Below are 12,339 nucleotides of genomic sequence, written 5' to 3'. Positions count from 1 at the left end.
AAACCCGGACAGATTGCCCGATGGACTATACCTTTGCCGCATTATTGACGAGTTATGGATACAACACAAAAAGTTTCGCTGGACGTACTCATTGAAATTCCGAAAGGAAGTCGCAACAAATACGAGTATGATCACACGCTGAACATGATCCGGTTCGACCGGAAGCTCTTTTCGCCAGTGCATTACCCGACCGACTATGGCTTTTTCCCCAACACCTTGGGAGAAGACGGCGATCCGCTCGACGCGATGGTGCTGGTCACGGCACCGACGTTCCCGGGCTGTCTGATCGAAGTACGGCCGGTCGCCATGCTGAAAATGTTCGACGAAAAAGGCCCAGATGCCAAAATTCTGTGCGTTCCGGTAACCGACCCACACTGGAGCCACGTGAAAGACATGAAGACTGTCAACCCGCACATGATTGTGGAGATCGGCCATTTCTTCCAGGTGTATAAAGATCTGGAAAAGAAGAAAGTAGGTATTGAAGGATGGCACGACGTAGACGTCGCGATCGAAGAGATCAAACAAGCTCAGATCCGCTTTAAGGAACAGGGCCATTAATCTAATCCATCATGGGGATTCCCCCTCTGGTTCTATCCGATTACCAGTACGAACTGCCTGACGAACGCATCGCCCGGTTTCCCCTGACGCCGCGCGATGCGTCCAAGTTGCTGGTCTATCGGCAAGGGACCCTCACCCACCACACATTTCGCGACCTGGACGCGCTGCTTCCCGCACAGACGCTGCTGGTGTTTAACGACACCAAGGTCATTCCGGCACGGTTGTTTTTTCATCGGACTACGGGCGCGCAGATCGAAGTATTTCTGCTGCATCCGCAGGAACCCAGTCCGGTGATGAGCGAAGCCATGCAACAGACCGACACCTGCACCTGGCAGGCGATGGTGGGCAACCGCAAGCGCTGGAAGGCGGGCGAAGTGCTGGAAAAAACGTGGGAAACGCCGCAAGGCACCATTACGCTTCGGGCCGAACAGGCCGGGGCCGATCGCGTTACGTTTCACTGGACCCCTGCAACGCTCACTTTTGCCGAAGTGTTGACGGCTTCGGGCGAGATGCCACTCCCCCCCTACCTGAAACGGTCGGTGACCGAACAGGACCGGACGCAGTACCAGACGGTCTACTCGAAACAGGAAGGGGCCGTGGCGGCTCCGACGGCCGGACTGCACTTCACGCCCGAGGTGCTGGCCCGGTTGCAGACCCGCGGCATTGCGCTGGACTTCCTGACGCTGCACGTCAGTGCCGGGACGTTTCAGCCCATCAAAACCGAACTCGTTACCGAGCACGCCATGCACCGCGAGCAGGTAGAACTGAGTCGACAGAATCTATTGCATTTGCAGCAGCACCTGGGGCACATCGTTGCCGTGGGCACAACTTCCATGCGGACGCTCGAAAGTTTGTATTGGTTCGGGGTGAAACTCCTGCACGATCCCCAAAGCACGTTTAGCATCGACCAGCAACTGGCCTACTCGATTCCGGCCACGCAACAGCCTTCCGCAGCCGAAGCGTTGCGGGCGGTGGAAGCTTACCTGGACCGCACGAGACAGGAAATTTTGCGGGGCGAAACGGGCATCTACATCCACCCGGGCTACGACTTCAAGCTCTGCCGGGGACTTATCACCAACTATCACCAGCCGGGGTCTACGCTCATTCTGCTGGTCGCCGCTTTTGTCGGAGCCGACTGGCGGCGCATTTACGACGAAGCGCTCCAACACGACTACCGGTTTCTCAGCTTCGGCGACTCGTCGCTGCTGCTGCCCAACGGCTAGTTATTTCACGTCTGCCAGTGCGCGCGGCAAGTCCAAGTTGAGGCGTTCGCGGCGCGGATGGTTGTACGCCCAACTCAGGAACCAGTCCAGGTCGGGTTCGTACTCGATGTAGTAATCTTCGTGGAGTTTACGGCAGATCAATTGTGCCACGCGCACCGTCAGCCGGGCCGTCGTTTTGTAAAACGACGCGTACCGGTCATCGAAATGGCGGTGATGACGATCGTAGCAAAAACGCAGCATGTGCAGCGTCAGGTCCACTTCCCCCTTCAGGTCGTTGGTGATGTACTTGTAGCGCGCGATGGCCTCACGGGCTTTGCGGATCGCGCGGGTTAGGGCGCGCGACGGGCGGCGCGCAGGCTCCACCTCCATAATCTCGGTAATGGCGGCCGCCGTTTCGTCGTACACTTCCTCCCGGCTGCTCAGGTCCAACTCAAAGGCAAGTTGCGCGTACAGATCGGCATCTCGGCGCACAATACGTAACAGTAACTTCTCTTTTTCACGATCGGGCAGGGCGCGAATGGCCTGTCGAAAATCGGCGGAAGGTGTGGGCATAAGCGAAGGTAACCAACCTGGCTGTCAGTTGCTGCGTTATAAGTACATGGAACCGTTGACATACAAAAAACCACATACCGCTTCTTCCCGACACACGCGTACGGCAGGAGGCCCCTCGGCCCTGCGTCACCTGGGCTGGATCGAGAAAACGACCAAGTTGCTCGACACGGCGTTTCGCATTCCCGGGACCAATTTTCGCTTTGGGCTAGATCCACTTCTGGGGCTGATTCCGGGAGCCGGCGATCTGATTTCGTTCGGCTTTTCGGGCGCACTGCTGCTGGCGATGGCCCGGCACGGAGCCAGCCAGAAACTGGTCATCAAAATGCTGGGCAACATTCTGCTCGACGCGACCATCGGTGCCATTCCGATCCTGGGCGATATTTTCGATGCGACCTACAAAGCCAACTACCGCAACCTGCAGCTGTTGCGCGAATACCACGAGGAAGGCAAGCACCAAGGCAGTGGCAAAGGCATTCTCGTCATTGCGGGCCTCGGCCTCCTGGGCATTCTGGCGCTGATCGTCTGGGGCATCTGGGAAATAGCCGAAGCGATTTTCAGCTAAGTCAAAAAAAGCGCCTCTTGCGGGAGGCGCTTTCGTGCGTAACGTCTTATTCTTCCATACCGGGGGGCATGGACCCCGTCAGTTTGACCCATCCCCGCGCCAACTCGCGTCGCATCAGCACGCTGGTCACCCCCGCCAGCACCGCCGACGAAATGGTCCAGATCACGGCTTCTTTCCAGTCGGTATCGGGCGAGTCCGGATTTTTAGGGGGATGATCTTTCTGGATTACTGCGTAGGCCTCGTCGAGTAACTTGTGCACCACTACGCTGGTCAGGGCCACGGTGCCGGCCTTGGCCAACCCCCAGGCAATTTCGTGTGTAGACATCTTCATATCTATAGATAGAGTAAGGATTCTCTTTGGTTTCTCTTATATACCCGGTTGATCTTCATTAGGATACGAGGAAAGCCATTTTTTAAACGACGCGTTGCGCAGGCATCTTCGGCCGCTAAAATTTCGTACTTATCACCTACCCTTACCATACACCTCTTTTCTTATGTACCGACTTTTTCTCCTTCTGCTGGTGTTGGGCTGCACCCCGCACGCACAAGCGCAATACGAACTTCGTGATGCCTTCCCCGAGCTTACCTTCGACTTGCCGGTCGACATCGTAGCGGTACCCGGGGAAGAGGATCGTCTGGCGGTGGTCGAAAAGCCCGGCCGGATTGTAGTGTTTGCCAACGATGCGGCCACGAGCGCCACGCAAACGTTGCTCGACATCACGCCCCAGGTCAACTCTTCTCCGAACGAGGCGGGCTTGCTGGGGCTGGCGTTCCATCCGGACTTTGCCACCAACGGCTATTTCTACGTGAACTACACCACAGGCAACTTGGCGACGCGCATCTCTCGCTTTCAGGCCGGTGCGGAAGGCACCGCCGCCGCTTCGTCGGAAACCATTTTAATTACGTTTCCGCAGCCGTTCGAAAACCACAACGCCGGATGCCTGCGGTTCGGCCCCGACAGCTACCTCTACATCGCGACGGGCGACGGCGGTAGCGGGGGCGATCCTCAGAACAACGGACAAAACCGAAAGTCGATCCTGGGGAAAATGCTGCGCATTGACGTCAATCAGACAGAAGGAGAACGGCCCTACGCCATTCCGGCCGACAATCCTTATGCTGGCAATAACGAAGGGTTTCTGCCGGAAATCTATGCCTACGGCTTGCGTAATCCCTGGAAGTTTTATCCCGATCCGGAAACCGGTACGCTGTGGGTAGCCGACGTAGGCCAGAACAAAATCGAAGAAATCGATCGGGTGGAGAAAGGCGGGAATTACGGTTGGCGGTTGATGGAAGCGTCGGCGTGTTACAACCCCTCTACCTGCGACACAGCGGGGCTCAACCTGCGTTTGCCCGTCTGGGAGTATTCCCACGACCAGGGTGATGTGTCGATCACAGGCGGGATGGTGTACCGGGGTCAGGCGGCGCCCAGTCTGCAGGGAAAGTACATTTACGGTGACTACGTCAGCGGTCGCATCTGGTCGCTCGACGCCGTAGCGGTGTCTGATACGAGCCCGTTCCTTTTGAAGATGAACGGTAACATTTCCACCTTCGGCCTCGATGCCGCCGGCGAACTGTACGTAGCCAACTACCGCCAGGGTAAACTGTATCAGCTCGTAGAGGTCACTCCTACGCCATCGCGTTCTTCCATGACGCCCCTTGATTTCTCGGTGCAGCCCAACCCCGGCGGGGCGGCCTTTCAGTTTACCATCAACACCCAGGCTACCGACAAAGCAACGTTGCAGCTTTTCGACCATCAGGGACGGCACGTCGACACCTTGTTCCGCAACGAACGCGTCACGCCCGGTACACGCCAGGTCGATTATGCAGCCCGTCACTTGCCTTCAGGAGTGTACATCGCCCAACTAACTACCTCGTCCGGGTTGCAGACCCTGCGATTGGTCCGACAATAATTTGTATTTTATCGGCCGAAAATGTGCTGAAAAGCCTTTCCCGTAACACCAGGGAAATGGTATTATTGTCCTACTGTGCGGATTGCTCTGATGACCACCTTGAACGTAGTGCTTTTGGTCGTTACGTTCCTGGCTTACCTTGCTTCGTATATCAACCCGGAACGCGCCTGGTGGGCCGGGTTCATGGCCCTGGCGATTCCTATTACGCTGGTGCTAAACGTCATTTTTGCGCTCTATTGGCTGGTGACCCGCCCACTGCGGGCGTTGTACTCGGTGGCGGTGCTGCTGTTAGGTTACCGGTTTATTCAGGCTACCATCGCCTTTTCCCCACAGGACGAAGACGCCCCGCCGCCCGACTTTACGGTGATGACCTACAACGTACGGGCGTTTAACCTGTACCACAGTGCTTCGTCGGAAGAGATGATCCGGTGGGTCAGCCAGACCCGTGCCGATATCGTGTGCCTGCAGGAATTTTATAACCAGAACGGCTCCGACAAGTTCAGCGCCATCGCGCGCATCAGCCACGGTCCGCTGAACCACTACTATTTTTCGCCGTGGGTCACCACCAAGCGGAAAGGGCAGTTCGGCATGGCGATTTTCAGTACACATCCCATTATTTACCAGGGCACGTTGGAACTGAGCAAAGCCACCAACAATCAGATCATCTACGCCGACATCCGCCTGCCGAAGGGCATGGTGCGGGTGTACAACATCCACCTGCAATCTATGCGCATCAGCGCCGAAGAACTAAATCTGGATGTGTCGGAAGAAGAAATGCGCAAACACGCCTCCAGTGTGACCGATAAATTGCGCGGCGGATTCGAAGAACGCGGGCGGCAGATGCGGGCGCTGGAAGAAAGCATCAAAACCAGTCCTTATCCGGTGCTGGTCTGCGGCGACCTGAACGATCTGCCGTACAGCCACACGTACTACCGACTCAACAACGAACTGCAAAACGCATTCGAAAAGGCCGGACACGGGCTCGGCGTTTCTTACGCGGGCAACCTGCCTTTTTTACGGATCGACAACCAGTTTGCCGACCAGCGTTTCAACGTAGTGGGGTACGAGACTTTTTATAATGCTATCTGGTCCGACCATTATCCAGTGAAGGCGGCCTATACCTTTAAATCTGCCCGGGAAAATTAAAAAAGGTGTAATCTTTGGGCGCTTCTTACGTAGAGTCTAAAGAGCAGAGCAGCCGGGGAGCCATTTTTTACAACGCTACCAGCATTTCCGTAAAGATTTATTCGACTATGTTCTCGAACGCCGTTTACGTCCGCAAAAGGTCGGTCTATCACGGGTTACTCTTCCTGACGGTGTTGTCGACGGTCGCTACGCTGGCCTCGTACTACTTTACGCACATTTCGCCGCAGGTATTCTGGCCGGGCGCGTTTTTGTCGCTGGGCCTGCCCATGCTGCTGGGGTTCAACCTTCTGCTGATTTTGCTGTGGCTGATGGTACGCCCTTCGCTGGCGGTGTGGCCGCTCGGGCTGCTCATTGCAGGCGCGCCGTTCATCTCGGCAACCGTGTCGATTCGCCCGGCAGAACTGCCCCCGGTCACCGACAGTAGCCGGACCTTCAACGTGTTGAGTTACAACGTCAGTACGTTCATTTCGGGGCGGCACTACTTAAAGTACATCGGCAAAGAAAACGCCCTCCCGATGGTGGAGTGGGTCACCAACAGCAAGGCGGACATCCTCTGCCTGCAGGAATTTTACAACAACGACTCGTCGTCGATTTACAACACCGTCGAGCGGCTGATCAGCAGCGGGCGGCCTTACTACTACATGACGCCCATCAAAAACTACCAGGACGAAGGCGGCTTCCACAGCGTGGCCATCTTCTCGCGGTATCCAATTGTGCGCGGGGGCGACGTAATTGTCGGGAAGCAGAGCGACCTGAACCGGGGGCTGTTCGCCGACATCAAAGTCGCCAACGACACGGTGCGCGTGTACAGCCTTCACCTGGAATCGATGACGATCAACGAAGCATCGCTGTTTTCGGCCAACTCGTCCGAAAAGTGGTTGCAGAGCGTACAGACGGCGCTGGGAAAAATCCGGCGGGGCACCCGCGTGCGGGGCGAACAGATCGACCTGTTGAAGGAACACATCGCCAACAGTCCTTATCCGGCCATTGTGTGCGGCGACTTTAACGACCTCCCCTACTCGTACACCTATTTCCGGCTCAAAAAGCAGATGCTGAGCGCCTTCGAGGAGGCGGGTAACGGCTTTGGTTTTACCTACAACGGCAAGTTGTTTTTTCTACGACTCGACAATCAGTTCTACGACCCGGTCTTCCAGATTCACCATTTTGAAACCCTGCGGTCGGTGCCCTACTCCGAGCATTTTCCGATTGAGGGGACCTACTCGCTTCCCGCCGGGTAATTTTGCTATTTTTGCAGCCGTTTCAATCCCGAGAGGTTTGCGTTCCGCCATGGTTCAGTCCCTAAAAATTTACGATACACTTTCGCGCCAAAAGAAAGATTTTCAGCCCCTGAATCCTCCTTTCGTAGGCATGTACGTCTGCGGTCCTACGGTCTACGGCGAAGCACACCTGGGGCACGCCCGCTCGGCCATCACGTTCGACACCGTTTTTCGTTACCTGACGCACCTCAAGTACCGCGTGCGCTACGTGCGGAACATCACCGACGTGGGGCACCTGTCCGACGAAGTAGCGGGCGAAGGCGAAGACCGCATTGCCAAACGGGCACGGCTGGAACAACTGGAGCCGATGGAAGTGGTGCAGTACTACACCAACCGCTACCACGCCGACATGGCCGCGCTCAACACCTGGCCGCCCAGCATTGAACCGCGCGCGTCCGGGCACATCACCGAACAGATCGGGATGATCGAGGCCATTCTGGCCAACGGCTTTGCGTACGAGGTGAACGGCTCGGTGTATTTCGACGTCAACAAATACCAGGAGGCCAACGGCAGCTACGGCGAACTGTCAGGGCGGGTGATTGATGACCTGATGACCGGCACACGCACCCTCGACGGGCAAAGCGAAAAACGCAATCCGCTCGATTTTGCCCTCTGGAAGCGCGCCTCTCCCGAACACCTAATGCGGTGGCCGTCGCCCTGGAGCGAAGGGTTTCCGGGCTGGCACCTGGAATGCTCGGTGATGGGCGGCAAGTACCTGGGCACGCAGTTCGACATCCACGGCGGGGGCATGGACCTGATGTTTCCGCACCACGAGTGCGAAATTGCCCAGTCGAAAGCCTCGCACGGCGAAGCGCCGGTACGCTACTGGATGCACAACAACATGATCACGATCAACGGACAGAAAATGGGACGTTCGTTGAACAACTTCATCAACCTGCACCAGTTCTTCTCGGGCGACCATGAACTGCTCGACCAGGCGTATACGCCCATGACCATCCGCTTTTTCGTCTTGCAGGCGCATTACCGCAGCACGCTCGATTTCTCGAACGAGGCGTTGGTGGCGGCCCGCAAAGGCTACAAAAAGATGATGAACGGCCTGCTGGCGCTGCACAAGCTGGACTACCCGGCCGAAGAAGAAACCCTGAACCTAAAGCTGGCACAACAGATCACGCAATTGTGCGACCAGTGCTATCAGGGCATGAACGACGACTTCAACACGGCCGTAACCATCGCGGCGTTGTTCAATCTGGTAAAACGGATCAACTCGTTTGCCGTGAACCCCGAAACCATCGGTACGGTTAGCCGCGCGACGTTCGAGCGGATGAAAGAAACGTTCGGTACGTTCGTTACCGAAGTGCTGGGGTTGCGCGAAGAACGCGCCGAAGACCAGACCACCCTGATCAGTGCGCTGTTGGAAATGTACCGGGAAGCCAAAGCCTCCAAAGCGTACGACCGCGTCGACCGCATTCGGGCCGATTTTCGCCAGCAAGGGTTAATTATCAAAGATACCAAACAGGGCGTCGAGTGGGCCTACGAGGAATAGTAACGCATGAAGAGATCGCTTAGCACCAGTACCGTACCCACCGGAAAAGCCCTGGCCTTTGGGCTCGGAATGATGCTTCTGGTCAGCGCGTGCGACGATACAAAAACGTCTCAGACCACCGAAAATAGCCCTCCCCCAGCGGCATTGGTTCAGGCCCCCGACTTCAATGCCGACTCGGCCTATGCGTTTGTCGAAGCACAGGTGGCGTTCGGCCCGCGCGTACCCAATACGCCCGCGCACCGGCAGTGCGGCGATTACCTGGTCAACTACATGCGGGGCATCGGCTGGGAGGTACAAGAGCAAAATTTCGAGGCTACGGCCTGGGACGAAACGGTCCTGAACGGCCGCAACATCATCAGTACCCTGAATCCACAGGCCAACAAGCGCATCCTGCTAATGGCACACTGGGACACACGTCCTTATGCCGATCAGGATTCGGTGCGGCAGCGCGAACCCATCGAAGGCGCAAACGACGGCGGCAGTGGCGTAGCGGTGCTGATGGAAGTAGCACGGGTGCTTCAGGCATCGAACCTGCCGCAGAACTTGGGGGTAGACATCATTTTTACCGATGCGGAAGACTACGGCCAACCTGAAAGCGAACGCGACGGGGCCGGGAAACAGGATACGTGGTGCCTGGGCGCACAGCACTGGGCCAAAAATCCGCACCGCAAGGGCTTTTACTACGGCATTCTGCTCGATATGGTCGGGGCGGAAGGAGCGCAATTTGCGCGCGACGAAATTTCCATGCAGGCGGCGCCGTCGGTCGTTGACCGGGTATGGAAGATCGGCACTCAACTCGGGTACTCTTCTTATTTCTCGTACCAAACGGCCAGCGGCTTGCTCGACGAGCACTATTACGTCAACCGCATCGCGCGCATCCCGATGATTGACATCATCCAGTACGATCCGGTCCACGACGATTACTTCTACGAGCACTGGCACACGCACGAGGATACGCTGGAGCACATCAACCGCGAAACGCTTAAGGCCGTCGGGCAAACCCTGCTGCAAACGCTCTTTCAGGAAGCCGGACCGGTCGGTGCCTAGTCACTGCTGCGCCGGATAGTAGAGCAATTCCTGCGCGTACGCTTCTGAAGGTTCTCCTTCTGGCTGCGCCGCAAACGTGTTGGTCTCGCGACTGGCGGCCATCTGCACCAGCGGCCACAGTTTTTCTGGTTGCAGAGGATGAATCTGCGTAGTGGTCCACTCACGTTCGCCCCGCGCTACGGGTTGTAAATACCGAAGCGCCGCCGGAATGCCGCTGCCTTGCGCCGTTTCGTAGGACCACAGATTCACTCCGACCTGATCGGCCAGGTACACCATGTTCAGCATCGCCCGCAAATTCATGATGCTATAGTCCCACGACCGCGTACGGGCCAGTTCTTCGGGCTGGCTACCGTCGGGAGCCAGTTGCGGGTCGAGGCGGCGCGTTCGAAAGGCCAGGGCAGTTTGCCGCGCGATCCGCGGCTGTCCGGTGTACAGCGCCAGGGTGACCACCTGTCCGTCGTACCAGGTGCCGTGGTTGTTGTGCGTGTCGCGCTCTTCCTGCCCGATGCGGCTGGTGCGTAACCACCGCAGGTACGCTTGGCACCACGCCTGCATGGCGGCTTCGTCGGCGGGCGTCCAGAAGGCAGTTTGCTGCAACAGCCCGATTGCATCCACCACCTTGATGAGGTCGCGCGTTTCGATAATGCCATAGGGTCGCCCTTCGGCGTGTCCCGGTACGCCCTGCCCGTAGTTCAGGTGTGGGTTCATGCGCGTCTCGGGCGTCAGAAACCAATGACGAATCAGGTCGGCGGCGTGTGCTGCGTAAGCCTCTTCGCCGGTAAAAACGTAGACCAGCGCGAGTTGGAAGCTTTCTTCCACCACGTTCTTGAAATAGGTAGCATCGGAAATGGCACGCACTTCGGGGTTGATCTGACCGTCGCGTCGGACGTAGGGAAGCCCGTCGCGTTTAGTAGAATCAGGCCACCAGTAAATGCCCATGCTGAGGTAATCGTGCTTGTCGCCACTGGGCGGAAGAAACGCCTTTTCCATCACCGAATAGGGACCGTTCTGCACCATCGCATCCGCCTCTTCACGCAGTAAGGTCAAGGCCGCGCGGCTACGTTCGTCGGTCGGCAGCAGCTGCTTTGCACGCGACAACCGGGCAGGTGTCGTCAGGAAAATACGCGGGTGTTGCGTCGCCAGACGGCGCTGTTCCTCTCCATAGTGCAATCGCAACAGCGCCTCCACGTAATAGTAATCGGCGTAGTTGAGCGGCACATCCACTTCGCTGTGCTCAGGAAAATGGCCAACGCTGTGCGACAGCAGAAAGCTGGCGTCCGGGGCGGTGTTCCGGTACGGAGGGGCCGACAGCGTTTGCAGGATGGTCCGCGCCGTCTGGCGGTAGGTCGCCTGCATATCCGGGGAATACGCGCTCAATTCGAGCAACGCCGAAGCGAGAATAGCCGCCGCCGACGCGTCGCGGGGTGCGTCGGGAATGTCGGGAGCATCGAAGTCCCAGTATGGTATTTTGTCGTCGGGCAGGTGCGGATGCTCCAACACAAACGTCGCAATGCGCTGCGCCAGCGCTAGAAATTGCGCGTCGCCCGTTTCCCGGTAAGCCACCGTAAACCCGTATAAACCCCACGCCTGCCCCCGTGCCCAGGCCGACTCGTCGGCCGCACCCTGGTGGGTTTGCCGCTGCCGCACCTCGCCACTCGTCGTGTCGTAGTCCACCACGTGGTACGAGCTGAAATCGGAACGGAAATGGTGGCGCAGGGTGGTAAGGGCGTGTTGATACGCTACGCGGTAAAACGATGAGTCGCCCGTGAGGCGGGTGGCTGCAAACAACAGCTCCAGATTCATCATGTTGTCGATGATCACGGGATATTGCCACTGAGTGGCGTGGTGATCCCACGAACGGATTGTCCCCGTGGCAGGTCGAAACCGGCTCATCAACGCGCGCGCACCCTGCACCAGCACGTCGCGATACGCTTCATCGCCCGTCAGGGCATACCCCGTTCCGTAGCTGTTGTAGAGCATAAAGCCCAGGTCGTGCGTCCCGCGATTGTATTGTTCTTTCGCCAGCCGAGCCGTGTACTGCATCGCCATCTGCTGCACGGCCGGATCGGCCGTGTATTCGTAAAGCAACCACAGGGTGCCCGGAAAAAAGCCGCTTGTCCAGTCATCGCTCGCCAACAGCCGTACCGAACCGTCCGGACGAGTCGTACGGGGCAGTCCGGCCGAATCCTGGTAGAGCGTGGCGACGCGCATCAGTTGCGTCTGCGCACGTTGCAGCGACTCGTGAAGGGGAAGCGGCACCTCGGCAGTTTCGTGAACGGCAGGTGGGTGGCAGGCAATGGGGAGTAGAAGAAACAGCAGAAAACGGAGAGCGTGGTGCATAAGTCGACAAGGGTTGTACCCCAAAGAATAGCGCAACGGCATTTTCCTACTCTTTTTGGTTCTCCATCCGGTGCATTTGCTTTCCGACGCGGGTTCTCTACCTTTGCGGCACGGGGTGCCCTGCATGTAACAAACGGGCTGAGATCATACCCATTGAACCTGATCCGGTTAGTACCGGCGAAGGGAACGTATGGTAATACGGAACAGGACAGCCGTTCCC

At 57.6% G+C, this 12,339-nt stretch carries 11 protein-coding genes and 1 riboswitch; of the genes, 8 read left to right on the top strand and 3 right to left on the bottom strand.

Annotated features, from left to right (window positions below; all coding sequences use genetic code 11):
* Nucleotides 1-54 precede the first annotated feature (54 nt).
* Both BLR44_RS10400 and BLR44_RS10395 read left to right on the top strand, forming a co-directional pair.
* Nucleotides 55-558 carry an inorganic diphosphatase gene (locus tag BLR44_RS10400; protein ID WP_089681637.1) on the top strand — a complete coding sequence of 168 codons (504 nt, stop codon included), beginning with the start codon at nucleotides 55-57 and terminating at the stop codon, nucleotides 556-558.
* Nucleotides 559-569: 11 nt separating this feature from the next.
* Nucleotides 570-1,781, top strand: a complete 1,212-nt coding sequence (locus BLR44_RS10395; protein WP_089681636.1) for an S-adenosylmethionine:tRNA ribosyltransferase-isomerase — start codon at nucleotides 570-572, stop codon at nucleotides 1,779-1,781.
* Here BLR44_RS10395 and BLR44_RS10390 read toward each other — a convergent pair whose 3' ends face one another.
* Nucleotides 1,782-2,333 carry a hypothetical protein gene (locus BLR44_RS10390; protein WP_089681635.1) on the bottom strand — a complete coding sequence of 184 codons (552 nt, stop codon included), beginning with the start codon at nucleotides 2,331-2,333 and terminating at the stop codon, nucleotides 1,782-1,784.
* 46 nt (nucleotides 2,334-2,379) lie between these two features.
* Between BLR44_RS10390 and BLR44_RS10385 the strand changes: the two genes are divergently transcribed.
* The gene (locus tag BLR44_RS10385; RefSeq protein WP_089681634.1) at nucleotides 2,380-2,895 is read left to right on the top strand and encodes a DUF4112 domain-containing protein; all 516 of its coding nucleotides are present in this window, start codon (nucleotides 2,380-2,382) and stop codon (nucleotides 2,893-2,895) included.
* Nucleotides 2,896-2,941: 46 nt separating this feature from the next.
* Here the strand turns inward: BLR44_RS10385 and BLR44_RS10380 are convergent, their stop codons facing one another.
* Nucleotides 2,942-3,220: a DUF4235 domain-containing protein gene (locus BLR44_RS10380; protein WP_176955979.1), complete on the bottom strand. Its 279-nt coding sequence runs from the start codon at nucleotides 3,218-3,220 to the stop codon at nucleotides 2,942-2,944.
* 169 nt (nucleotides 3,221-3,389) lie between these two features.
* Here BLR44_RS10380 and BLR44_RS10375 point away from each other — a divergent pair, with 169 nt between their 5' ends.
* The 5 genes from BLR44_RS10375 (at nucleotide 3,390) to BLR44_RS10355 (ending at nucleotide 9,779) form a co-directional block, all read left to right on the top strand.
* Nucleotides 3,390-4,805 carry a PQQ-dependent sugar dehydrogenase gene (locus BLR44_RS10375; protein ID WP_089681632.1) on the top strand — a complete coding sequence of 472 codons (1,416 nt, stop codon included), beginning with the start codon at nucleotides 3,390-3,392 and terminating at the stop codon, nucleotides 4,803-4,805.
* A 90-nt stretch (nucleotides 4,806-4,895) separates the two neighbouring features.
* On the top strand, nucleotides 4,896-5,951 hold the full coding sequence (locus BLR44_RS10370; RefSeq protein WP_089681631.1) for an endonuclease/exonuclease/phosphatase family protein: 1,056 nt from the start codon (nucleotides 4,896-4,898) through the stop codon (nucleotides 5,949-5,951).
* A gap of 14 nt (nucleotides 5,952-5,965) precedes the next feature.
* On the top strand, nucleotides 5,966-7,189 hold the full coding sequence (locus BLR44_RS10365; RefSeq protein ID WP_089681630.1) for an endonuclease/exonuclease/phosphatase family protein: 1,224 nt from the start codon (nucleotides 5,966-5,968) through the stop codon (nucleotides 7,187-7,189).
* 49 nt (nucleotides 7,190-7,238) lie between these two features.
* Nucleotides 7,239-8,732 (top strand): cysteine--tRNA ligase, encoded by a 1,494-nt coding sequence (gene cysS / locus BLR44_RS10360; RefSeq protein ID WP_089681629.1) that lies wholly within the window; start codon nucleotides 7,239-7,241, stop codon nucleotides 8,730-8,732.
* Nucleotides 8,733-8,738: 6 nt separating this feature from the next.
* Entirely contained in the window at nucleotides 8,739-9,779 is a 1,041-nt protein-coding gene (locus tag BLR44_RS10355; protein ID WP_089681628.1) for a M28 family peptidase, read from the top strand.
* Here the strand turns inward: BLR44_RS10355 and BLR44_RS10350 are convergent, their stop codons facing one another.
* Nucleotides 9,780-12,119 carry an alginate lyase family protein gene (locus BLR44_RS10350; RefSeq protein WP_089681627.1) on the bottom strand — a complete coding sequence of 780 codons (2,340 nt, stop codon included), beginning with the start codon at nucleotides 12,117-12,119 and terminating at the stop codon, nucleotides 9,780-9,782. It lies immediately after the preceding gene.
* Nucleotides 12,120-12,220: 101 nt separating this feature from the next.
* A riboswitch (TPP riboswitch) is annotated at nucleotides 12,221-12,323 on the top strand.
* Nucleotides 12,324-12,339: the final 16 nt, after the last annotated feature.

The sequence above is a fragment of the Catalinimonas alkaloidigena genome (assembly GCF_900100765.1).
Taxonomy (GTDB): Bacteria; Bacteroidota; Bacteroidia; order Cytophagales; family Flexibacteraceae; genus Mooreia; species Mooreia alkaloidigena.
Note: the sequence above shows the minus strand (reverse complement) of the source record. Positions and strands in the feature narration are given on the sequence as shown.